Below are 22,835 nucleotides of genomic sequence, written 5' to 3' on the forward strand. Positions count from 1 at the left end.
CCATGGCGCTTGGTGGCGGTGGGGGCGGTGGTTCGAGCGGCGGCGGCGGTCGTCGCGGACGGCGGGGGCGCAAGGGCCCGCTGACCGAGATCAACGTCACGCCCCTGGTGGACGTGATGCTGGTGCTGCTGATCATCTTCATGATCTCGGCGCCGTTGCTGACGGTCGGGGTGCCGGTCGAGCTGCCCAAGACCGAGGCCAGCGCGGTCGAGATCAAGAGCGAACCCCTGTCGGTCAGCATCGACCAGCAGGGCGCCATCTTCGTCGGCGACAGCGAGACGGCCTTCGACGCCCTGTCGGCGCGGTTGCTGACCGAGGCGGGCGGCGCGGAACAGGCGGCCGAGCGGCCGGTGTTCGTACGGGCCGACGGGCGCGCGCCCTATCAGGCGGTGGCGCGGGGTATGGCGCGGCTGAGCGCCTCGGGCTTCACCAAGCTGAACCTGATCACCGACACGGCGCCGGAGGCCTGAGCCCCTTGCGTCGTCCGAGCCCCGCGATCCTCGGATCCCTCGCCCTGCACGCCGGGGCAGTCGCGCTCGCCTTCGTGACGTTCTCGCACAAGGTCGACGAGGACGAGACGCCGCTGGTGGCCTCGGTGCCGGTGACCATCGTCTCGGAAGAGGTGATCCAGGCCGCGCCGGCCGACAATCCGCAGCCTGAACCCTCGCCCGACGACGCCGCGACCGCGCCGGTGCAGCAGCCCGATCCGGTTCCGCCCACGCCCCAGCCGACGCCGCCCCAGCCCGCGCCGCGTCCCACGCCGACGCCCCCTCGACCCACGCCGGCGCGGCCGACGCCTGCGCCGACGCCGACCCCCACGCCGCGTCCGACACCGCCTCGCCCGACGCCGCCCCGGCCCCAGCCGCCGACGCCTGCGCCGCCGACCAAGGCCCCGACCAATCCACGTCCGGCGACGCCCGCGCCCGCCCGCCCGGCGCCGCAACGCCCCGAGCCGAGCCTGGACCTGGACGCCCTGGCCGGACCCACGCGCCCGACCAACAATCGCGGAAGGCCGGCGACGGGTCAGCAGGGGGCGGGAACGGCGTCTCAGGCTGTTGGCAGAGCCGACCTTCAAGCTTTGGGGGCTCAAGTTCGTCCGCCGCAACTGAACTGCGATTTGCCGGGAGCAGACTCAACATTGGTTAGAGTTCTGGTTCGACTAAACAGCAGGGGGCGGATTGTCGGTTCGCCTCGCATCCAGGGGGCGCGCAATCCAATTTCTGAACGCGTTGTTCAAGCGATTTTGGCGTCTCAGCCCTTCAACATGCCGAACGGCTATGAAGAGCAAGATTTGCCGTTCGTATTCAATACCTCAACGTGGTGCTGATTTGCTGTTACGGCTCGAAAACGCCTTATTGGCCGTCAAGCTGTCTGCGGATGTTCCGCGCTTGCCGTTCGTCTGATTGAAGAGGGAGATTCTGGTGAAGCTAAGAACCTGCATCGGTATCGCAATGATGGCGATAGTTGCGCCTGTGAGTGCGGTCGCCCAAACAAATCCACCATCTCAGACTGCTGACATCGTTATCAACCAAGCAGATTTGCGCGCCCTTCAGATCGCGGTCGTGCCGTTTGCGGGGACGCATGGGGCGGACATCTCAAACGTGGTCAGCGGCAATCTGAAACGGTCGGGCTTCTTCGAGCCGTTGAGCCCGTCCAGCTTCATCGAGACCGGCCTGACGCTGGCCAATGCGCCCAACTTTCCGCAATGGACCCAGATCGGGGCGCAGGCGGTGCTGTATGGCGGTGTGACGACCCGAGGCGACGGGCGGCTGGACGTGGGCTTCCGCCTGTATGATCCGTATCGCCAGTGCCAGCTGGTCAGCTATCAGTTCACGGCGACGCAGGAACAGTGGCGCCGGATCGCGCACAAGATTTCGGACGTCATCTATCAGCGCATGACGGGCGAGAGCGGCTTCTTCGATTCTCGCGTGATCTTCGTGTCCGAAGAGGGCACGCAGCTGAACCGGATCAACCGCCTGACCATCGCCGATCAGGACGGGTTCAACCCGACCTATCTGACCCAGGGCGACGAGGTGATCATGTCGCCGCGCTTCTCGCTGTCGCAGCCGGACGAGATCACCTATGTGGCGCTGGGCAAGGATTACAGCCGCATCTACCTGTACAATCTGACGACCGGCCGGCGCGAAAGCCTGGGCGAGTTCGACGGGCAGGTGCTGGCGCCGCGCTTCTCCAACGACGGCAACAAGATCGCCTTCTCGATCATCCGGGGCGGCAACACCGACGTCTATGTGATGGATCTGAGAAGCCGCCAGATCACGCGCCTGACCAATGATCCGGGCATCGACACCTCGCCCTCGTTCAGCCCGGACGGCAGCCAGATCGTCTTCACCTCGGACCGTTCGGGGTCGGCGCGGCTGTATGTCATGCGCTCGGACGGATCGGGCCAGCGGCCGATCTCGCGCGGGGGCGGCCTGTATACGGCGCCGTCGTGGAGCCCGACCGGCAATCTGATCGCCTTCACCAAACAGGGCGGCGGCCAGTTCTCGACCGGGGTGATGAACGCGGACGGATCGGGCGAGCGCATCCTGTCGTCCAGCTATTTCGAGGAAGGCCCGAACTGGGCGCCCAACGGCCGTTACGTCATGTTCGCGCGCCAGACGCGCGGCGGCGACACGCGTCTGTGGACCGTGGACCTGTCGGGCCGGGTGGTGTCGCAGGCCGGCTATAACGGGCGCGGTACCGACCCCGCCTGGTCGCCGCTGCTGGACCGCCCGCCGACCAATCTGGGCATGAACCAGGGCGCGGACGCCTGTCCGTCGTAAACACTGCGCCGATCACTTCGGAGCCTTAAAGCTGAACTGTGCGTTATCGCCTCTGGCGCCGAAAAATCGCCCAAGGCAGACAGTAACGCCAAGCTTGAGGGCTGCGGCCTCGCATAAGAAACACCGTCAGGAGACGACCTCATGAAGACTTCCCGCATTCTCAAGCTGGCGATGGTGGGCTGCGCCGTCGCCGCCATGGCCGCCTGCACCCGCAAGCCGCCCGTGGACACCGGCGTGCCCGGCCCGGACGCCGGCACGATCCCGAGCGGCCCCGCCTATCCGACCGCGCCGACGGGCCCCGTCACCGGTGGGAACATGGGCTCGGCCGCGCCGGGAACCGAGCAGGACTTCGTCGTCAACGTCGGCGACCGCATCTATTTCGACCTGGACAGCTATGAGGTTCGTCCCGAGGCCATGCCGCGCCTGGACGCCCAGGCGCAGTGGCTGCAGCGCTATCCGTCGGTGACGATCCGCATCGAAGGTAACGCCGACGAACGCGGGACGCGCGAATACAACCTGGCTCTGGGCGCCCGCCGCGCCGAGTCGGTACGGACCTATCTGATCAACCGCGGCATTCCGGCGGGTCGGATCGACACCATCAGCTTCGGCAAGGAGCGTCCGATCGCGGAAGGGTCGAGCGAGGATTCGTTCGCGCGCAACCGCAACGCCCACACCGCCATCGTGTCGGGCGCGCCGCGCTAAACACCGAAAGACGACTGATTATCGAGAGAGGCGTCGACCCCGGTCGGCGCCTCTTTTCGTTTCCGCGCTTGTCCTGACGCCGGGCGGGCGGCAAGAACGTCGCCGTAAGGATCGGGGGATCAGGACATGGACATCGAAGGGGCCGGCGGCGCCGTCACGGGCGGCCTGATCGCAGGCGCGATCGAGAAGCCCGCGGGCAAGGCGGGCGAGGCGCATGCCCACGGCGTCTGTTCGGACTGCGGCGCGCAGACCAGCGGCAACTTCTGCGCTGAGTGCGGCCAGCCGACCCACGTCCACCGCACCCTGCTGCACCTGGGCGAAGAGCTGCTGCACGGGGTCATGCATTTCGACGCCCGGATCTGGCGCACGCTGCCGCTGCTGTGGCTGAACCCCGGCCGGCTGACGCGCGAATGGGTCGAGGGCAAGCGGTCGCGCTATGTGTCGCCACTGGCGATCTTCCTGTTCACCCTGTTCGTGATGTTCTTCGCCCTCAGCTTCATGCCGCACCCCGAATCGAAGACCGGCGAGGCGGCGGAGATGAGCGAGCGGATCGCCGCCCAGCGCGTCGGCCTGGCCGAGGCCGAAAAGGCGCTGGTCCAGCTGCGCGCCGAGAGCGCAGCCCAGCCTGCCCCGACGATGCAGATGGCGATCGACGCCGGACAGAAGCTGGTCGACGACCGACGCGCAGCCTTGGCCCGGCTGGAGGTCGAACAGCGCGACGGCCGCGCTGATGGGCTGAAGCCTGGAAGCTGGCAGGCCAGCATCAAGGACATGGCGACCGGCGAGAGCGGCGAGACCAAGCTGAAGGTCGTCGGCCAGGACGCGAACAAGGAAGGTCACGGCGTCGGCGCCACGGTGTTGAAGAAGCTGCAGAACCCGGACCTGGCGTTCTATAAATTGCAGCAGACGATGTACAAGTTCGCCTTCCTGCTGGTGCCGTTGTCGATCCCGTTTGTAGCCCTGCTGTTCTTGTGGAAGCGCGGGTTCACCCTGTACGATCACGGGGTGTTCGTCCTTTATTCGCTGACCTTCATGGCCATGCTGCTGATGCTGATGGTGTTGTCGGCGACGCTGGCGGGGTGGCTGGGTCAGATCGTCATCACCCTGGGGGTGCTGGCCGTGCCGGTGCATATGTTCGCCCAGATGAAGGGCGCCTATTCGCTGTCCTGGTTCTCGGCCGTGTGGCGGACGACGGCGCTGTTGGTGTTCTGCAACATCGTGGTGGGCCTGTTCGTCACGGCCATCGTCTATCTGGGGCTGGGGCATTAGCTCGGCCTTGCGGCGGCCCCAAATCGGTGAAAGCTAGAGGTATGACCAAGCTCTCGATCTCTCGTGTTCACCTTCTCGCCGCCGCCGCCCTCGGCGTGGTCCTGATCGGCGGCGCCGCCGTCGCGCAACAGGCCCAGCCCAACATCATGGAGCGGACCCAGTGGGACAATCGCCGCCTGGACCAGCTGGACCGCAATGTGCGCCGGCTGGAGCGCGCCCTGACCCAGAGGAACGCCGCCGGCCAGCCTGTGCTGGTCGAGCCGGACCCCGAGGTGGTGACCCTGCAGGGGCAGTTCGCCCTGATGGATCGGCGGCTGGGCGACCTGGAGGCCACGGTGCGCCGCATCAATGGCGACAACGAGCGGCTGACGTTCCAGCTGGACGAGGCCACGCGCGACAACCAAGCCCTGACCGCACGGCTGACCGAGACCGAGGCGCGTCTTCAGAAGCTGGAGACGGCGGCCGAGCTGAATGCGCCGATCGAGGCGACCTCGCCGACCGGCGATGCGACGCGCGACCTGGCGGCGGCTGTGGCCCTGTTGTCCAGCGACCGGCCGCGCGGCGAGCGGGCGCTGGAGACGGTGATCGCGGCCTGGCCCGATACGCCGCAATCGCGCGAGGCCAACTCTCGCCTGGGCGACCTGCGGGTCGCGGCCAACGACAAGGCGGGGGCGGTGCCCTATTACGCCGCCGCGCTGAAGGACTGGCCGCGCATCGGCTGGGCGGCGGACACGACGCTGAAACTGGCCGACGCCCTGTTTTCGACCCAGCGCAAGCCGCAGGGCTGTGCGGCCCTGGGCGAGTTCACCCGTCGCTATGCGCCCGCCGCCTCTGACCCGCAGAAGGCGCGGGCGGCCCAGTTGAAGACCACGGGCGGGTGCGCCTGAAGCCCGACAATGATCTGACGGCGCGAGCGTTCGCGCGGCTGGATGCACGACTGACGCCAGAGACGGAGCGACCGCTGGCGCTGGCCCTGTCGGGGGGCGGGGATTCCGTGGCCCTGTTGCGGCTGGCGACCGATTGGGCGCGCGGGTGGGGTCGGCGCGTGCTGGCCCTGACCGTGGATCATCGGCTGAATGCGGAGAGCGGCGGCTGGACGAAGTTTGCTGGAGAGGCCGCGCGTGCGGCGGGGGCGGACTGGCGCGGGCTGAGCTGGGACGGGGACAAGCCGAAGACCGGGCTGACGGCGGCGGCGCGGGCGGCGCGACATGAATTGATCGCCGATGCGGCGCGCGAGGCCGGGGCGCGGGTCGTGCTGTTCGCCCATACCGCCGACGACATCGCCGAGGCCGATCTGATGCGGGCGCAAGGCTCGACCCTGGGGCGGGTGCGCGAATGGTCGCCGTCGCCGGCCTGGCCGCAGGGGCGGGGGCTGATGCTGCTGCGGCCCCTGCTGGGCGAGCGGCGCGGGGTGTTGCGGGACTGGCTGGCCGGGCAGGGGGCGGACTGGATCGAGGACCCCGCCAACGCCGATCCGAGATTTGGGCGCAGCCGGGCGCGGCATATCCTAAAGGAACGGGCGCTGGCGGGGGCGGTCCCGGAAACGCCGGATGTGGTGCGGGGCGGCGCGGGCGGACGTCCGACGATGGACGAGCAGGCGATGGCAAGGGTGGACCGCGACATCGGGGCGCGGGCGCTGGCGGCGGCCCTGGTCTGCGTCGGCGGCGGAGGGACGCCGCCGCGTGGGGCGCGGCTTCAGGCTTTGACGGCGCGGCTGAAGACGGGCGCGGATTTCGCTGCGACCCTGTGCGGCGCGCGGATCGAGGCGGCGGGTGATGGGGTGCGGGTGATGCGCGAGGCGGGCGAGCTGGGGCGGCGCGGGGCGGCGCCGCTGGTGCTGGCGCCCGGCGTCGAGGCGGTGTGGGACGGGCGGTTCGCGTTTCGCGCCGAACGCCCCGGCTGGTCGGTCGTGGCGGCGCGGGGGCGGTTGTCTAGCCTGTCGGACGCGGACCGGGCCGAGATCGGGCGACTGCCGGCCGCCACGCGTGGGGCCTGGCCTGTGTTGATCAGGGACGCAGGCTTGGCGCCGGTTCTTGCAGGCGAAGGGGTCGAACGGCGCGCGCTTGTCGCGGAACGGCTCAGGCTGGCGCTGGACGAAACGACGCACGAAGACGACCTGATTTCCGCCACCCGATAGCGTAACGCTGATTAAGCTCCTATTTTCCCAGACAGACACATCCAGACCGTCGACCCATCCGGGTTCGCGGACGACCGAGGACCTCAATGAACCTGCGTAATCTGGCGATCACCGGCGTGATCATCCTGGCGCTTCTGGCGGGCTATGCGGCCCTGTCCCAGGGCGGGGCCATGAACGGCGTGGCGGGCCAGCCGCCCGGCGGCAAACCCGAAGTGATGAGCTATTCCGAACTGGTGCAGCGGGTGAACGCCGGCGACGTCAAGCAAGTCACCATCCGTCTGGACAAGGTGAACGGCGAGCTGAAGAACGGCGACCGCTTCACCTCCACGACCGTCTATCCCAACGAACAGCTGGTGGCCCAGATGCTGGCGGCCAACGTCGAGATCGACGCCAAGTCGGGCGGCCAGTCGATCTGGATGAGCCTGCTGCTGGGCATCCTGCCTATCGCGCTGCTGATCGGGGTGTGGATCTTCTTCATGCGCCAGATGCAGGGTGGGGCGAAGGGCGCCATGGGCTTCGGCAAGTCCAAGGCCAAGCTGTTGACCGAGCACAAGGGTCGCAAGACATTCGACGACGTCGCCGGCGTGGACGAGGCCAAGGACGAACTGCAGGAGGTCGTCGATTTCCTGAAGGATCCGGGCAAGTTCCAGCGTCTGGGCGGCAAGATCCCCAAGGGCGCGCTTCTGGTGGGCCCTCCCGGCACCGGCAAGACGCTGCTGGCCCGCGCGGTCGCGGGCGAGGCGGGCGTGCCCTTCTTCTCGATCTCGGGTTCGGACTTCGTCGAGATGTTCGTCGGCGTCGGCGCGTCGCGGGTTCGCGACATGTTCGAACAGGCCAAGAAGAATGCGCCCTGCATCATCTTCATCGATGAGATCGACGCCGTCGGTCGCCATCGCGGCGCCGGCCTGGGCGGCGGCAACGACGAGCGCGAACAGACGCTGAACCAGCTGCTGGTCGAGATGGACGGCTTTGAAGCCTCCGAGAACATCATCCTGATCGCCGCCACCAACCGTCCCGACGTGCTGGACCCGGCCCTGCTGCGTCCCGGCCGTTTCGACCGTCAGGTGGTGGTGCCGAACCCGGATGTCTCGGGCCGCGAACGCATCCTGCGCGTCCACATGAAGGACGTGCCCCTGGCCGCCGACGTGAACACAAAGACCATCGCGCGCGGCACGCCCGGCTTCTCGGGCGCCGACCTGGCCAACCTGGTCAACGAGGCGGCCCTGACGGCGGCCCGCAAGGACCGTCGCATGGTCACCCAGCGCGACTTCGAGGACGCCAAGGACAAGGTGCTGATGGGCGCCGAGCGTCGCTCCATGGCGATGAACGAGGAAGAAAAGCGCCTGACCGCCTATCACGAGGCCGGTCACGCCATCGTCGCCATGAATGTGAAAATGGCCGACCCTGTCCACAAGGCGACCATCGTTCCGCGCGGCCGCGCCCTGGGCATGGTCATGCAGTTGCCGGAAGGCGACCGCTATTCGATGAAATACCAGCAGATGATCGACCGGATCGCCATCATGGCCGGCGGCCGGGTCGCGGAGGAACTGATCTTCGGCAAGGAGAACATCACCTCGGGCGCCTCGTCGGACATCGAACAGGCGACCAAGCTGGCGCGCGCCATGGTCACGCGCTGGGGCTTCTCCGAGAAGCTGGGCACGGTGGCTTACGGCGAGAACCAGGAAGAAGTGTTCCTGGGCCACTCGGTCGCGCGCAGCCAGAACGTCTCGGAAGAGACGGCGCGCACCATCGACGAGGAAGTGCGTCGCCTGGTGTCCGCCGGCTGGGACGATGCGCGCCACATCCTGACGACCAAGGCCGAGGACCACGAGAAACTGTCCCAGGCCCTGCTGGAATACGAGACCCTGTCGGGCGAGGAGATCAAGGACCTGCTGGAGAAGGGCGTCGCGCCGAACCGCGACGAGAACAACTTCCCCAACGCCGGACCCTCGGTTTCGGTGCCGGTGACGCCGGTGTCGGACGGCACCGACATCGAGGTGCCGGTCGCTGCGCCCGCTGCAACCAGCGTGCCGACGGTTCACTGAACCCAGGTTCAGGTTTGAAGACGATGAACCCGCCGGGAGAGCGATCTCCCGGCGGGTTTTTCTTTGGGACGATGCCCTCTCTCTCTACGCCGTCATCCTAGGTCTTGTGCCTAGGATCCAGAGACTCAGGCGGTGGGGACGGCCGCACATCGCCGCCCATGCCTCATTCGACGCAACGGGAGTCTGGATCCTAGGCACAAGGCCTAGGATGACGGCTGTATAATGATTTGGCGAACAAGTTTGCATTACAGACTAGCCTGTGAGATACGGCGACTTCAATCTGAGGAGGGGTCGTCATGTCGGTGTCTGGAATGGATCAATCCGAGCGCCTGCACGGGCTCGATGCGCTGCGGGCGGGTGCGCTGTTGCTGGGGGTGGTGCTGCACGCCAGCCTGTCGTTCTTTCCGCAGCAGATCTGGATCGTGGCGGACGACAGTCGATCAATCGGCGCGGCGTGGCTGTTCTTCACCATCCACCTGTTTCGGATGACGGCCTTCTTCCTGATCGCCGGCCTGTTCGCCCATATGATGCTGGCGCGACGCGGATGGGTCGGGTTCGCCAAGGACCGCGCGATGCGGATCGCCGGGCCGCTGGCGGCCTTCTGGTTTCCGGTCATGGCGGGGATCGTCACGGCCCTGGTCTGGAACGCCCATGCCAACGGTCTGGTCACGCCGGGCGCGCCGCCGCCCCCGCCGCCGACCTATGACTGGACCAACTTTCCGCTGACCCATCTATGGTTCCTGTGGGTGCTGACGCTGTTCTACGCCGCCGTGATGATCCTTCGCGCGGTCCTCGTTTGGGTGGATCGCGAGGGTCGGTTGGGCTCGGTCGCAGACAGGATCACCGGCGCCCTGATCGGACCCTGGACGCCCGTCGTCCTGGCCGCCCCGCTGGCTCTGGCCCTGTGGCTGGATCCGAAATGGATCGCCTTCTTCGCCGTGCCGACGCCGGATGCGGGCGTGATCCCCCACACATCGGCCCTGGTCGGGTTCGGCCTCGCCTTCGGTCTGGGCTTCATGCTGGATCGACGCCGCGACCTGTTGGGGCGGATCGCCAGATGGTCGCCGCTGTTCCTGATCGTGGCGGCGATCTCGGGCGTCGCCGCCTATGTCCTGGCGGGCGGACCGAACATCGCGCCGATGACCGCGCAGACCGGCGCCAAGGCGCTGGCCGCCGCCGTGACGGCCCTGGCGGTCTATGCCTCGGCCCTGGCCGCCATGGGGCTGTGCCTGCGGTTCCTGTCGGGCCATAGCCCGGTCCGGCGCTACCTCTCGGACGCCTCCTACTGGGTCTATATCGTGCACCTGCCGCTGGTCATGCTGGCCCAGGTCTGGGTGCAGGACTGGGCTGGCCCGTGGGGGCTGAAACTGGCCGGCGTTTCGCTGGGGGTCTTCGCCGTCTGCCTGGTCTCGTACGAACTGCTGATCCGCCACGGTTTCATGGGCCGCTGGCTGAACGGGCGGCGCGTGCCGTGGCGCAACAAGCCGACGCCCGCCCTGGTCCCCGCCGAATAGCTTGCCAACCCCGACGGCGGCGTTCATCCGAGAACGTGCGCCGGTCGCACAGGAATCACCCGATGTCCGACAAGTCTCGCAGCACGCCCGAAGCCGACCTGGCCTTCCTGAAGGCCATCGTCCAGGGCGGAAACAATCCCAAGGCGACCCTGACGCTGGGCGTGGCCTATCTGGCCGGCGGCCTGCTGTACGGGCTGCAGTGCCTGTTCCACGTCGGCCAGGCCGTGGGCTGGGTGCGCTGGCCGGGCCTGGCCAATCTGGCCTTCGTGACCGGGATCACCGTCGCCTTCCTGATCGTGTTGACCTGGGCCATCCGAGAGGATCGCAAGATCGGGACGGCGGGGCCCATCGTGACGCGGACCCTGAATGCGGCCTTCAGCGGCGCGGGCATGGCGAACCTGGCGATCATCATCGTGTTCGGCGTCGGCGCGGCGCGGGACAAGGATTTCGCCGTCTGGCTCTATTATCCGGCGATGATCTTCGCGCTTCAGGCGGCAGCCTGGTTCGTGGCCTGGAACCTGAAGAAGAAGGGCTGGATGCTGGCGACGTCGATCGGCGGCTGGGTCACGGCGGTGGCGCTGGGGCTGCTGGTGCGCGAGCCGGTGATCTACCTCTATGTCTGCACCGCCGCCCTGTTCGCCCTCTTCGCCGGGCCGGGCTGGATCATGACGCGCGCGGCCTTGCACACGCGCGTCGTCGATGCGGACGCCGGCTGATCCATGGGGCTGAACGATCTCGGCAAGATCGACGAGGTCATCCACGGCCGCATGCGGCTGGGGATCATGGTCTATTTGGCCGACGCCGAGGCCGCCGACTTCACCGAGCTGAAGACGGTGCTGGAGGCGACGCAGGGCAATCTGTCGGTCCACATCAAGAAGCTGGAGGAGGCGGGCTATGTCGCCGTGGCCAAGAGCTTCGTGAATAACAAGCCCCTGACGCGCGTGTCGATCACGCCCGCCGGCCGCAAGGCCTTCGCCGCCTATCTGGAGGCGCTGGGCGGACTGATCGGGAGGACGCCATGACGGTTCAGGTGATGGGGATCGTCAACGTGACGCCCGACAGTTTCTCGGACGGGGGGCGGTGGGCCTCGACGCAAGGCGCGGTGGATCAGGCCATGCGGCTGGTCGCGGACGGCGCCGACGTGCTGGACATCGGCGGGGAGAGCACGCGGCCGGGCGCCGAGCCGGTCAGCGAAGCCGAGGAGATCGACCGGGTCGCGCCGGTGATCGCTGCGGTTCGCGCGCGGTGGGATGGGGCGATCAGCATCGATACGATGAAGCCCGGCGTGGCCCGCGCCGCGGTCGCGGCCGGGGCGACGATGTGGAACGATGTGACGGCCCTGAGCCAGGCGGCCGACAGCCTGGCGGTCGCCGCCGAGCTGGGCTGCGACGTGGTGCTGATGCACATGAAGGGCGAACCGCGCACGATGCAGGCGGACCCGCGCTATGACGACGTGGTGGCCGAGGTGCGGGACTATCTGCGCGGCCGGGCCGAGGCGGCGATGGCGGCGGGGGTGGCGCGCGAGCGGATCTGGCTGGATCCCGGCATCGGCTTCGGCAAGACGCTGGCGCACAATCTGGCGCTGACGGCGGGGTTGGGGGCGCTGGTCGATCTGGGCTTTCCGGTGCTGTACGCGGCCAGCCGCAAGCGGACGATCCAGGCCATTGATCCGACGGCAATCGAGGCGACGGACCGGCTGGGCGGGTCGCTGGCGCTCGCGCTGGAAGGGGCGCGGCGCGGCGCGCGGATGGTGCGGGTCCACGACGTGCGCGAGACGGTGCAGGCGTTGAAGGTTCAGGCGGCTGTGATGGCGGCGGATTGAACCCCCGCGACGGACGGTCGCAGCCGGTGTAGAGGCGACGACAGCAACAACCTCGGTCTGCCGCCATGAACCTCGGTTCCTATATCGCCCCCATCGTCATGCTGGCCCTATCGAACGTCTTCATGACCTTCGCCTGGTACGGGCATCTGAAGTTCGATCACAAGCCGCTGTGGCTGCTGGTGACGGCCAGCTGGGGCATCGCCTTCTTCGAATACTGGCTGGCGGTGCCGGCCAACCGGATCGGCATCCAGGTCTATTCGCCGGCCGAGCTGAAGACGATGCAGGAGGTGATCACCCTGCTGGTCTTCGCCGGCTTCTCGGTGCTGTATCTGGGCGAGAAGCTGACGGTGAACCATCTGGTCGGGTTCGCCTTCATCGGCCTGGGCGCCTTCTTCATCTTCAAGGGGCCGCTGGGCGGTTGATCGCGGCTTGCTCATGACGGCGGCCTGTTCCATCTGGTCGTTATGTCCTGGGTGATGTCGATCAATCCGTGGGCGACGCTGGTCGTCGCCGGTCTGCTGGAGGTCCTGTGGGCCTCGGGCCTCAAGAACGTGGGCGTGAGCCGGCCGTGGACCTCGCTGGGGGTGCTGGTCGCGCTGGCGGGCAGCATGGTCCTGTTGTGGGTCGCCACGCAGAAGCTGCCGATCGGCACGGCTTATGCGGTCTGGACCGGCATCGGGGCCGTGGGCGCGGCCGTGGTGGGCATCCTGGTCTATGGCGAGCCGGCGACGGCGGTGCGGGCGGTTTGCATCCTGCTGATCGTGGCGGGCATCGTTGGGCTGAAACTGTTTTCGGGAGCCCACGCATGAGCGCGCTTCATCAGGGGCGGGTGCTGATCCTGGCCGGGTCCGACTCGGGCGGCGGCGCGGGCATCCAGGCCGACATCAAGGCTGTGACGATGATGGGTGGTTTCGCCGCCACCGCCATCACGGCCATCACGGTGCAGAACACCCTGGGGGTCCACGGGGTCTATCCGTTGCCGCTGGATCTGATCGCGGCCCAGGCGCGTGCGGTGCTGGAGGATATCGGGACCGACGCCTTCAAGACCGGCATGCTGGGCTCGGTCGAGGTGGTCGAGACAGTCGCCGCCCTGCTGGACGAGGCGGATGCGCCGGCCGTGGTCGATCCGGTGATGGTGGCCAAGGGCGGCCATCCGCTGTTGCCCGATGCGGCGGTGTCGGCGGTGAAATCGCTGATGATCCCGCGCGCGGCCCTGCTGACGCCCAATGCGCCCGAGGCCGAGGCCCTGACCGGGTTTTCCGTTCATGATCTGGACGGCCAAAGGCGGGCGGGCGAGGCGCTGCTGGCGATGGGCGCGCGCGCGGTGCTGATGAAGGGCGGCCATGTGTCAGGGCCGACGGTGATCGACCTGTTGATGACCGGCGACGGCGAGACGGTGCTGGAGGCCGAACGGATCGACACCCGCCACACCCACGGCACCGGCTGCACCCTGGCCAGCGCCTGCGCGGCCGGGCTGGCGCTGGGCCGGCCGCTGGAAGTCGCGGTCGCCGAGGCCTGGGCCTATGTCGGCGAGGCGATCCGCCGCGCGCCGGGCCTGGGCGGCGGCCACGGGCCGCTGGACCATGGCTGGCCGGTGCGGGGTGAAGCAAGGATTGTGACCTAGTCTATTCCATGGCTCGGCCTGTCGTATGCGGCCGAGGATGACGCGATGTCATAAGCGATGCTATTCGACCAAGTATGGCTTACCTCGACCCGGAAACGTCCAAACGTCTTGTCCCGATCGGCCGCTTCATGGGCGAGAAATTTACCGGGGCGCACTGGAATGAACTCGGTTTTCTGACCGGGAGTGACGGCCTTGTGCAAGGCCACGGACGCCTTCTTCGATCCTTGAGCTTCGGCGATGATGACTACCCGGAAGCTTGTCTTGCCGTGCTGGGAAGCATCGTCCGCAACGATCCTGCGAACCTTAAGATTGTGGAAGATTATATTGCTGACACCTTCGAAGAAGTGGGTCGCAACGTTTCCACAAAGCCAGGGATCGGCGCCACTATCCGTTTCACCCCTTCCGTTTTCGAAGTCCCTGTGGAGCCGTTGGATTCAAAAATGATCGCGGTCATGATGCCGTTCGGTCCCGGCTTCACCCCCATATATGAAACTATCAAACGCGCTTGTTCAGACACCAACTGGTTCTACGCCCGTAGGGCTGATGATATTTGGGAACATACTACCGTCATCCAAGACGTGTTCAGTCTGATTTTTCGAAGCCACGCAGTGATCTGTGACTACACAGGTAGAAATCCCAACGTTTTCTATGAGGCCGGGATTGCACACACGCTTGGCAAGACAGTTATCCCAATCACCCAAAGCGCTGCTGACGTACCGTTCGATGTTAGCCATCATCGCTACCTCAGCTATCATCCCAACGGTGAAGGGTTAGCCGCCCTTGGTCAGAAGCTGACCGACCGGTTGATTGCGCTCGACCCGGTAAACGCGGCCTATTTCTAGTCTGCTGGAGACCTAGACTTTGGTTGCGCACCGGAGGGGCGGCTACATTTTCGAACGCGCCTGATATACGCCGAGTATGATCCACGAATCGCGCCTAGCGAAAATCGTCCGCAACGATTCCGATCTCATGACCGTCCTGACGACCGTCCGGGGGTTAGGCCTGAACGATTGGCTGGTGTTCTCCGGGGCTGTTTATCAGGCTGCCTGGAATGACATTACGGGCCAGGCACCCGGCTACGGCGTGAAAGACTTTGACGTCGGTTATTTCGATGAAGACGTGTCTTGGGACGCAGAAGACGCGGTGATCAAATGCGTGGCCGCCGCCTTTGAAGAGCCCCTTCGGAGCCGGGTCGAAGTTCGTAACCAGGGCCGGGTTTCGGAATGGTTCGAAGCCAAGTTTGGCGAACCCTATCCGCCCATCAAGGATACCCCCGAGGCGTTGACCCGGTTTGTCGCGCCAGCCTTCGCTGTGGGGGTCAGGTTGGAGGACGATGATCAGATCACTGTGGTCGCCCCCTTTGGCTTGGACGACGTGTTCGACATGCGGATCAGGCCAAACCCTCACCGCCCGGTGGCCAAGGACTGGGAGCGGATAACCGCCAAAGCCTTGGAACGCTGGCCCGAGCTGACGGTGATCGAACCCTAGAAGGGGCCGTGCTTGCCGTTCGAGGAGAACTCGGGCGGGGCGGCCTTGTGGACATATTGTTCGGCGACCAGCCAGGCCTTGAAGGGGCGCAGGCAGCCCAGGCACATGGCGATCAGGATCGGGAGGGTGACGACCAGATGGACCCAGATCGGGGGGTGAACGGTGAAGTCGAACACCATCAGCAGGATCATGCCCACGATCCCCACCGCCGACATGACGAAGAAGGCCGGGCCGTCGGCCGGGTCGGCGAAGGCGTAGCTGAGGCCGCATTCGGGGCAGTCGGTCTGAAGCGTCAGATAGCCCTTGAACAGCGGACCCTTGCCACAGCGAGGGCAACGACAGGCCAGGCCGGTCTTGAGGGTGCTGAGGCGAGGATAGTCGGTCATGGGACCACTATATGCGCCCTGAAGGCGGTCCTGTCGCGTGGACCGGTTGTCCTATTTTCCTTTCGTCATCCTCCGGCGAGCGCAGTGAGACCGGGGGACCCAGCGGCGCGCGAAAGCGCGAACCTGTCGCAGACGCAGTCGTTCAAACATTGTGCAGTGGACGTATCGCCTTCGGCGCCGCTGGATCCCCCGGTCTGCGCCGCGAAGACGCGGCTTGCCGGAGGATAACGAAAGAAATGGGCAGTGAATCCGTAGAACTACGGTCAACGTCGGTTAACCGCGATTAAAGGCCTTGTGGGGCATGGGTCGGGAGATATGTCCGGGGCCTCGCCGACCAAGCGCATGCTGAAGACGACTGTGGCCGCGGCCACGGCGGGCGCCGTCGTGTTTGCGCCCATGGCGCCGCTGGCCCAGGAAGTCGGCCGGTCGCGCGATCCGCTGTCGATCAGCATCGGCCAGAACGACACCTTTACCCGCGTCGAATTCGGCGGCGTCATCGGGGTGCGTTCGCGTGTCAGCCGCGAGGGCGACAAGGTGGTGGTGCGGATGGGCACGACGGCCGCGCCCGATGTCTCGCGCCTGAGGGTCGATCCGCCGGCGGGGGTGAAGTCGGTCGAAACCCGCATGGCGCGGGCGGGCGGCACGGACCTGATCTTGACGCTGGAAGAGGGGGCGGACGCTCGTTCCGGCGTCGCGGATGGGGCGGTGTGGCTGAACCTGTATGCGCCCGGCAAGGCGCCGGAAGGCGCCGACGCGGCTGCGCCGCAGACGACCAAGGCCGTCGTGCCGGTGCGGGCCGAATCCAGCGAACAGAAGACCGTCCTGACCTTCGACTGGGGCGCGCCCGTGGGGGCCGCCGTCTTCCGTCGGGGCGATGCGGTGTGGATCGTGTTCGACACGGCCGCGCGCATGGACATGACCGGGGCGAAGGCTCTGGGGCCGGCCAAGGACGCGCACTGGGCGGCGGGGCCGGGCTATACCGCCATGCGGATCGCGGCGCCCGAGGGGTTGGGCGTCTCGGCGCAGGGTCAGGGCGGTACCTGGACCGTGACCATCGGCGGAGTTCAGGCCGGCGCCTCTGGCGTCGAGGTGGATCGTTCGGAAGACGGCGCGCCGGTGCTGGTGGCGCAGATGGCCGGGGCGACCAAGGCGATCTGGCTGACCGATCCGCTGGTCGGTGACCGATTCGCCGCCGTGACGGCGCTGGCGCCCGGCAAGGGGTATGCGGGCGGACGCCGCACGGTCGATCTGACGCTGATCCCGACGGCGCAAGGCCTGGCGGTCGAGACCGGGGCCGACGATCTGAAGATCGAGGCGGCGGGCGATCTGGTGACTCTGAGCCGGCCCAAGGGGCTGACGCTGTCGGCGCCGACAGCGGGGCTGGAGACCGGCGACCATGCGGCCGACGCGCCCAAGCGGGCGGCCCATCCGGCCCTGATCGACGAGACCTGGGCGACGACGGGCGAGGCCGGGTTCTCGGATCGCTATCGCCGGCTGCAGGATGCGGCGGGGCTGGAGACGATCGCGGCGAGCGACAATCCGCGCGCGCCGATCGAGGCGCGGATGGCGCTGGCGCGGTTCCTGGTCGGGTCGGGCCTGAACTATGAGGCCATCGGGGTTCTGAACGCCCTGATCGCCAAGGCGCCCAATCTGCAGGGCGAGCCCGAGGTGCGGGGCCTGCGCGGCGTGGCGCGCGTCGGCATCGGGCGGCTGGAAGAGGCCCAGGTCGATTTCTCGGGCGCCGCCCTGACCAACGACCCGGCGACCAAGGTCTGGCTGGGCTATATCGCCTCGGAGATGGGCGATTGGGAGGGGGCGCGTCGCAACTTCGCCGCCGGGGCCTCGGTCATCGACGACTTCCCCAAGGAATGGCGTGCGCGGTTCGGCGCGGCCCATGCGATGGCGGCCATCCAGTTGAACGACCTGCCCGCCGCCCAGCAGTTGCTGGCCTATGTGTTCAGCCAGGATGCGCCGGCCGTCGATCAGCTGACGGCGCGGCTGGTGCAGGCGCGGATGTTCGATCTGAACGGGGACAAGGACCGGGCGCTGGCGGTCTACAAGGCCGTGGCGCGTGCGCCGCTGGACGGGATCGCCACGCCGGCGAAGCTGGGCGCCATCAGTCTGGAGCTGGACAAGGGCGCGATCACGCCGGATCAGGCGACGGCGCAGCTGGAACAGCTGAAGTGGCGCTGGCGCGGGGATGCGACCGAGATGGCGGTCGTGCGCAAGCTGTCGGGCATCTATCTGCAACAGGGGCGATACCGCGAGGCGCTGGACGCCCTGCGCGGGGCCGGCAAGCGGATGGCGGGCGTGCCGGGCGCGGCCGAGGTCCAGGCCGATCAGTCCAACGCCTTCCGCGCCCTGTTCCTAGAAGGGGCGGCGGACGGGTTGCAGCCGGTGCAGGCGCTGGCCCTGTTCTATGATTTTCGCGAGCTGACGCCCATCGGGGCGGACGGCGACGAGATGGTGCGCCGCCTGTCGCGCCGCCTGATCGACGTCGACCTGCTGGACCAGGCCGCCGAACTGTTGAAACACCAGGTGGACGAGCGGCTGGACGGGGTGGCCAAGGCCCAGGTCGCCACCAACCTGGCCACCGTCTATCTGATGGATCGCCAGCCCGAGAAGGCGTTGCAGGCCATCTGGGGCTCACGCACCACCCTGTTGCCCGCCGCGATGAACAGCGAGCGCCGGGCGTTGGAGGCCCGCGCCCTGATGGACCTGGGCCGGTTCGATCATGCGCAGGAGGTGCTGGACCGAGACCAGTCGAACCCTGCTCGGGAAGTGCGGGCCGACATCTTCTGGAAACAGCAGAAATGGGCCGACGCGGCGCCGGTCTATGAGGCGCGGCTGGGCGAGCGATACAAGGCGGCGGGCGCGCTGACGCCGGCCGAGGAAAGCTGGCTGATCCGGGCGGGCGTGGGTTATTCGCTGAGCGGCGACCGGGCGGCGCTGCAAAGGTTGAACGCCCGCTATGCGCCCTTCGTCGCCGGGGCGCGATCGGGTCCAGCGATGCGTGTGGCGCTGGACGACAGTCTGTCAGGCGTGGCGGGGGCGGGGGACTTCGCCAACCTGTCCAGCCAGGCGGACACCTTCGTCGGCTGGGTCAACAGCGCCAAACAGGCGTTCAGAAAAGAAGCGGACGCCAAGCCCGCCGCCTGAAATTGAAACGGGCGAAGATCGCGTCGCGACCTCCGCCCGTCGAAGCATCTATTGATCCTCCCCCGTGCTTTACGGGGGAGGGGGACCACGAAGTGGTGGAGGGGGCGGACCCAGGCACCGGTGGTGCGGCAGCCCCCTCCACCGCCTGATGGCGGTCCCCCTCCCCCGCGATGCGGGGGAGGATCTAAGGCTTAGCCGTTGACGGCGTCCTTCAGAGGCTTGGAGACGCGGAAGCGCACGGCCTTGGAGGCGGCGATCTTGATGGTCGCGCCGGTGGCCGGGTTGCGGCCTTCGCGCTCGGCGCGGGCGGCGGTGTCGAAGACGCCCAGGTTCGAGATGCGGATGTCGCCGCCCGACTTCAGGGTCGAGTGGATGTTTTCGACGATGGCGGTCAGCACCTTGCCGGCGTCGGCCTGCGAGACACCGGCGTCTTTGGCGACGGCGGCGATCAGTTCGGCTTGAGTGGTCATAAGAAGCGTTTCCAGTGTTAGTCGCCCGATTCCGAGCGAGGACCGGGGGATCAACACGGATTTTGACGGGCTTTGCAAGCGTCTATGACGCTGAAAGCCATATGGGGCGGGGGATTATCCGGTACCGGACGCTCGCTGGAAGCTCTCGACCAGGCTTCCGGCGACCAGTCGCCAGCCGTCCACCAGCACGAAGAAGATCAACTTGAACGGCAGGGACACCACCACCGGGGGCAGCATCATCATACCCATGGACATCAGCACGCTGGCCACCACCAGATCGATCACAAGGAACGGAACGAAAAGGAGAAATCCGATTTCGAACGCCTTCTTCAACTCGCTGATCATGAAGGCCGGGGTGACCACGCGCAGGGGCAGTTCCTGGACGTTCTGAGGCGGCTCGATGTTGCTGAGGCGGGTGAACAGGGCGAGGTCGCCGCGGTCCACCTGGGCCAGCATGAAGGTTTTCACGGGCTCCGACGCCAGATCGAAGGCCTGGGGCAGTTCGATCTGCTGATCCATCAGCGGTCGGATGCCCGAATCATAGGCGTCCTGCCAGGTCGGGGCCATGACGATGGCGGAAAGGAACAGCGCCAGGGACACCAGAACCGCGTTCGGGGGGGACTGCTGCATGCCCAGCGCCGTGCGCAGCAGCGACAGGACGACGATGATCCGCACGAAGCTGGTGGTCATGATGACGATGGACGGCGCCAGGGACAGCACGGTCATCAGGCCGACCAACTGGACCACGCGCTGGGTCAGGCCGGCGCCGGTGCCCAGATCGATGTTGAGGGCCGAACCGCTTTGGGCCGCCTGCTGGGCCAGGGCCGCGACTGGCCAGGCCAGGCAGACCAGGGTGGTGAACAGCGACAGCAGGGCCGCGCGTTTGATCTCTGCGCCCGTGGGGGTGTTGAAGATGCTCTCCCTCCCCCGACGGGGGAGGGTGGCCGAGCGGAGCGAGGTCGGGTGGGGGCGGCAGGGCGACGCCCCACCGACCTTTCCGGCATCCGGCAGTGCGGCCTTGCCAGGCCGCCCCCACCCCGTCGCTGCGCGACGACCCTCCCCGGAGCGGGGAGGGAGAGGGTTGATGCGGCGGCTCATTTTTCTGACCCCTGCTGGCGCGGTTCGATCAACTCGCGGCCTTCGCCCAGCAGGATCAGCCGTTCCTCGTCGTCGACGCGGACCAGGACCAGGCGGCGGGCGGGATCCAGGACCAGGGTCTCGACCACCTGAAGCCGGCGGGCCCCGCGTTCGGCGCTGAGCTTGGCCAGCAGCTGGGGCGCATAGCGGCGCGCGGCCCAGGCCACGATCCCGATCAGGCCGAGGGTGAAGGCCAGGCCGAAGACCGCCCGGACGAGATCGAGGAAATTCATGACGCTTTGAGGCCCCGCGCAGTCGGCGCTTAGAAGGCGAATGTTAACCACCACGGTTAACGAGGCGTTGAGATAAGAGGTTATTAACCATGCAGGCGGCATTTTCTGCCCATTGCGCGCATCCGCGTCGCACGGGAGATCGCCATGGGCGTCGCCGACATACCGCTGCTGGGGCAGATCAAGGGCCGGCTGGGCTGGCTGGACGAGCGTCAGCGCGTGATCGCCGAGAACGTCGCCAACGCCGATACGCCGGGCTTCGTCGGCCGCGACCTGAAGCAGCCGACCGACTTCGCCGCCGCCATGCGGTCGGGCGGGGGGCTGCAGATGGTGCGCACCAACGCCGCCCATATCGCGCCCGCCGGTTCGCCTGTGCGGTTCGATCCGACCAAGTCGCCCGATTCAGAGACCACGCTGGACGGCAACTCGGTCGTGGTTGAGGAGCAGATGCTGAAGATGGCCGAGAGCCGCATGGCCTATGACGCCGCCATCGGCTTCTACCAGAAATCCATGTCCATGATCCGCATGGCCGCCAAGCGGCCCGGCGGCTGAGGAGGACTGAAAAATGCCTGATCCCATCGCGCCCTCGAACAGCACCATGGCCGTAGCGGCCTCGGCCCTGAAGGCCCAGCAGTCGCGCATGCGCGTCATCGCCGAGAACATCGCCAACGCCCAGTCGACGGCCCGCACCCCGGGCGGCGAGCCCTATCGCCGCCAGATTCCCGTCTTCCAGGCGCGCGAGGTCGATGGGGCGACCGGGGTGACTTTAGCCGAGGTCCGGCCCGATCAGGGCGACTTCAAGATGGACTACGATCCGTCGCACCCGGCCGCGAACGCCCAGGGCTATGTGATGCGGCCGAACGTGGACACCCTGGTCGAGGCGATGGACATGCGCGAGGCGCAGCGCGCCTATGAGGCCAATCTGAACGTCATCGAGACGGCGCGGTCGATGGACAGCCGCACCCTCGACATCATCAAACGCTGAGGACTAGGCCATGAACCCGATGATGGCCGCCAAGGCCTATGCCGCCGTCCAGGGCGGCGCCATGCCGACCGCGCTTTCCGGGGCAGCGCAAGCGCCCGGCGCCGGCGACGGCGGCTTCGCCGACCTGGTCAAGAACGCCATGACCGACATGACGCAGCAGTCGCGCTCGGCCGAGACCCAGATGACGAAGTCGGTCCAGGGCCAGGGCAATCTGATCGACGTGGTGACCGCGCTGAGCTCGGCCGAGGCGTCGCTGGAGACGGTGATCTCGGTGCGCGACCAGGTGATTTCCGCCTACAAGGAAATCATGGCGATGCCGATCTGAGGCAGGGTTCCCGAGGGGGTTTTCGCCGCCCTTCTTAAGCCCGTCATCCTAGGCCTTGTGCCTAGGATCCATTCGCTCGATGTCGAAGGCTGCGCTCCCTCCGTCCACCACCGGGATTCTGGATCCTAGGCCTTGTGCCTAGGATGACGATTGGGTGAGGGGCGGACGGACTGAACGTCAGAAATACCGCTCGCCGATCCGCAAAGTATCGCCGGGCGAGACGCGCGTGTCGGCGGTCAGCGGCTGGGGCTCTTCGGTCTGCGAGCCTGCGCGGCGCACGAAGATGCGGCGGGTGTTGGCGCGGTAGGTGAACCCTTGCGCCGTCGCCACGGCGTTCAGCGCCGTCAGGTCCGGGACATAGGGGTATTCGCCCGGCCGATTGACCTCGCCCAGGATGTAGATGGGGCGGTAGGTCATCACATGGGCCGTGACGCGGGGCTGGTTCAGATAGCCCTGGCGCAGGGTCTGGGCGACGGCGTCCTGAAGCTGGGCGACGGTCAGGCCGGCGGCCGGGATCTCGCCGATCAGGGGCAGGGCGACCTTGCCCTCGGCATTGACGACGAACTCGCCGCTGAGCGCCTCCTCGCCGAAGACGTCGATCCGCACCTTGTCGGCCGAGGCCAGGCGATAATCCGAGACGGTTTGCGGCGCGAAGCCGGCGAGCGCGAACGCCAGGGTCAGGCCCATCATGCCGGTGTACAGTCCTTGCCGCATGTCAGCCCTCCCCCGATTGTCTGGGTGTGGAGGCTAAACGCGTCG

The 22,835-nt window shown here is 67.2% G+C and carries 26 protein-coding genes; 21 read left to right on the forward strand and 5 right to left on the reverse strand.

Going from position 1 to position 22,835, the window contains the following annotated elements; translation table 11 throughout:
* The first annotated feature begins 2 nt into the window (after positions 1–2).
* From EGY25_RS09450 to EGY25_RS09530, 17 genes are all read left to right on the forward strand, one after another.
* Positions 3–470: an ExbD/TolR family protein gene (locus tag EGY25_RS09450; RefSeq protein WP_135194734.1), complete on the forward strand. Its 468-nt coding sequence runs from the start codon at positions 3–5 to the stop codon at positions 468–470.
* 5 nt (positions 471–475) lie between these two features.
* Positions 476–1,327, forward strand: coding sequence for a hypothetical protein (locus tag EGY25_RS16540; protein ID WP_167762526.1), 852 nt, complete (start codon positions 476–478; stop codon positions 1,325–1,327).
* Between the two features lie 124 nt (positions 1,328–1,451).
* A complete protein-coding gene (gene tolB / locus EGY25_RS09460) occupies positions 1,452–2,783 on the forward strand; it encodes a Tol-Pal system beta propeller repeat protein TolB (RefSeq protein WP_135195592.1) in 1,332 nt (443 codons plus the stop codon).
* A gap of 141 nt (positions 2,784–2,924) precedes the next feature.
* A complete protein-coding gene (pal, locus tag EGY25_RS09465; protein WP_135194735.1) occupies positions 2,925–3,485 on the forward strand; it encodes a peptidoglycan-associated lipoprotein Pal in 561 nt (186 codons plus the stop codon).
* Positions 3,486–3,611: 126 nt separating this feature from the next.
* A complete protein-coding gene (locus EGY25_RS09470) occupies positions 3,612–4,754 on the forward strand; it encodes a DUF3667 domain-containing protein (protein ID WP_135194736.1) in 1,143 nt (380 codons plus the stop codon).
* 41 nt (positions 4,755–4,795) lie between these two features.
* The gene (locus tag EGY25_RS09475) at positions 4,796–5,641 is read left to right on the forward strand and encodes a tol-pal system protein (RefSeq protein WP_135194737.1); all 846 of its coding nucleotides are present in this window, start codon (positions 4,796–4,798) and stop codon (positions 5,639–5,641) included.
* The gene (gene tilS, locus EGY25_RS09480; protein WP_209308026.1) at positions 5,632–6,891 is read left to right on the forward strand and encodes a tRNA lysidine(34) synthetase TilS; all 1,260 of its coding nucleotides are present in this window, start codon (positions 5,632–5,634) and stop codon (positions 6,889–6,891) included. Before EGY25_RS09475 ends, tilS begins: the two co-directional genes overlap by 10 nt.
* An 86-nt stretch (positions 6,892–6,977) precedes the next feature.
* Complete coding sequence (gene ftsH, locus EGY25_RS09485; RefSeq protein ID WP_135194738.1) at positions 6,978–8,936, forward strand: ATP-dependent zinc metalloprotease FtsH; 1,959 nt, start codon at positions 6,978–6,980, stop codon at positions 8,934–8,936.
* A gap of 296 nt (positions 8,937–9,232) precedes the next feature.
* Positions 9,233–10,450: an acyltransferase family protein gene (locus EGY25_RS09490; RefSeq protein ID WP_135194739.1), complete on the forward strand. Its 1,218-nt coding sequence runs from the start codon at positions 9,233–9,235 to the stop codon at positions 10,448–10,450.
* Positions 10,451–10,512: 62 nt separating this feature from the next.
* Positions 10,513–11,166: a hypothetical protein gene (locus EGY25_RS09495; RefSeq protein ID WP_135194740.1), complete on the forward strand. Its 654-nt coding sequence runs from the start codon at positions 10,513–10,515 to the stop codon at positions 11,164–11,166.
* A gap of 3 nt (positions 11,167–11,169) precedes the next feature.
* Complete coding sequence (locus EGY25_RS09500; RefSeq protein WP_135194741.1) at positions 11,170–11,472, forward strand: winged helix-turn-helix domain-containing protein; 303 nt, start codon at positions 11,170–11,172, stop codon at positions 11,470–11,472.
* Positions 11,469–12,272 carry a dihydropteroate synthase gene (gene folP / locus EGY25_RS09505; protein WP_135194742.1) on the forward strand — a complete coding sequence of 268 codons (804 nt, stop codon included), beginning with the start codon at positions 11,469–11,471 and terminating at the stop codon, positions 12,270–12,272. The genes EGY25_RS09500 and folP overlap by 4 nt, the downstream gene beginning before the upstream one ends.
* 65 nt (positions 12,273–12,337) lie before the next feature.
* Complete coding sequence (locus EGY25_RS09510; RefSeq protein ID WP_135194743.1) at positions 12,338–12,694, forward strand: DMT family protein; 357 nt, start codon at positions 12,338–12,340, stop codon at positions 12,692–12,694.
* 42 nt (positions 12,695–12,736) lie between these two features.
* A complete protein-coding gene (locus tag EGY25_RS09515) occupies positions 12,737–13,081 on the forward strand; it encodes a DMT family transporter (protein ID WP_135194744.1) in 345 nt (114 codons plus the stop codon).
* Complete coding sequence (thiD, locus tag EGY25_RS09520; protein ID WP_135194745.1) at positions 13,078–13,896, forward strand: bifunctional hydroxymethylpyrimidine kinase/phosphomethylpyrimidine kinase; 819 nt, start codon at positions 13,078–13,080, stop codon at positions 13,894–13,896. Before EGY25_RS09515 ends, thiD begins: the two co-directional genes overlap by 4 nt.
* A 74-nt stretch (positions 13,897–13,970) precedes the next feature.
* Positions 13,971–14,738, forward strand: coding sequence for a hypothetical protein (locus EGY25_RS09525; RefSeq protein WP_167762527.1), 768 nt, complete (start codon positions 13,971–13,973; stop codon positions 14,736–14,738).
* Between the two features lie 127 nt (positions 14,739–14,865).
* Positions 14,866–15,384, forward strand: a complete 519-nt coding sequence (locus EGY25_RS09530; RefSeq protein ID WP_245159420.1) for a nucleotidyltransferase family protein — start codon at positions 14,866–14,868, stop codon at positions 15,382–15,384.
* On the opposite strand, the gene EGY25_RS09535 is transcribed toward EGY25_RS09530, so the two are convergent.
* A complete protein-coding gene (locus EGY25_RS09535; protein ID WP_135194747.1) occupies positions 15,381–15,770 on the reverse strand; it encodes a DUF983 domain-containing protein in 390 nt (129 codons plus the stop codon). The two genes, EGY25_RS09530 and EGY25_RS09535, sit on opposite strands and share 4 nt — an antisense overlap.
* Before the next feature lie 342 nt (positions 15,771–16,112).
* Between EGY25_RS09535 and EGY25_RS09540 the strand changes: the two genes are divergently transcribed.
* Positions 16,113–18,929: a tetratricopeptide repeat protein gene (locus tag EGY25_RS09540; protein WP_245159421.1), complete on the forward strand. Its 2,817-nt coding sequence runs from the start codon at positions 16,113–16,115 to the stop codon at positions 18,927–18,929.
* A 191-nt stretch (positions 18,930–19,120) separates the two neighbouring features.
* Here EGY25_RS09540 and EGY25_RS09545 read toward each other — a convergent pair whose 3' ends face one another.
* The 3 genes from EGY25_RS09545 to EGY25_RS09555 form a co-directional block, all read right to left on the reverse strand.
* Positions 19,121–19,399 (reverse strand): HU family DNA-binding protein, encoded by a 279-nt coding sequence (locus EGY25_RS09545; protein WP_087120554.1) that lies wholly within the window; start codon positions 19,397–19,399, stop codon positions 19,121–19,123.
* A gap of 114 nt (positions 19,400–19,513) precedes the next feature.
* Entirely contained in the window at positions 19,514–20,497 is a 984-nt protein-coding gene (gene fliP, locus EGY25_RS09550; protein WP_245159422.1) for a flagellar type III secretion system pore protein FliP, read from the reverse strand.
* Positions 20,494–20,769 (reverse strand): FliO/MopB family protein, encoded by a 276-nt coding sequence (locus tag EGY25_RS09555; RefSeq protein ID WP_135194749.1) that lies wholly within the window; start codon positions 20,767–20,769, stop codon positions 20,494–20,496. The genes fliP and EGY25_RS09555 overlap by 4 nt, the downstream gene beginning before the upstream one ends.
* A 144-nt stretch (positions 20,770–20,913) precedes the next feature.
* Here EGY25_RS09555 and flgB point away from each other — a divergent pair, with 144 nt between their 5' ends.
* From flgB to fliE, 3 genes are read left to right on the forward strand one after another with little or no spacing between them, the layout of a single operon-like run.
* Positions 20,914–21,318, forward strand: coding sequence for a flagellar basal body rod protein FlgB (gene flgB / locus EGY25_RS09560; protein WP_135194750.1), 405 nt, complete (start codon positions 20,914–20,916; stop codon positions 21,316–21,318).
* A 13-nt stretch (positions 21,319–21,331) separates the two neighbouring features.
* Entirely contained in the window at positions 21,332–21,751 is a 420-nt protein-coding gene (flgC, locus tag EGY25_RS09565; RefSeq protein WP_197458415.1) for a flagellar basal body rod protein FlgC, read from the forward strand.
* 10 nt (positions 21,752–21,761) lie between these two features.
* On the forward strand, positions 21,762–22,076 hold the full coding sequence (fliE, locus tag EGY25_RS09570) for a flagellar hook-basal body complex protein FliE (protein WP_135194751.1): 315 nt from the start codon (positions 21,762–21,764) through the stop codon (positions 22,074–22,076).
* Positions 22,077–22,253: 177 nt separating this feature from the next.
* On the opposite strand, the gene EGY25_RS09575 is transcribed toward fliE, so the two are convergent.
* Positions 22,254–22,790, reverse strand: coding sequence for a polysaccharide biosynthesis/export family protein (locus EGY25_RS09575; RefSeq protein ID WP_135194752.1), 537 nt, complete (start codon positions 22,788–22,790; stop codon positions 22,254–22,256).
* Positions 22,791–22,835 lie beyond the last annotated feature (45 nt).

The sequence above is a fragment of the Brevundimonas intermedia genome (assembly GCF_004614235.1).
In the GTDB taxonomy this organism is placed as follows: Bacteria; Pseudomonadota; Alphaproteobacteria; order Caulobacterales; family Caulobacteraceae; genus Brevundimonas; species Brevundimonas intermedia_A.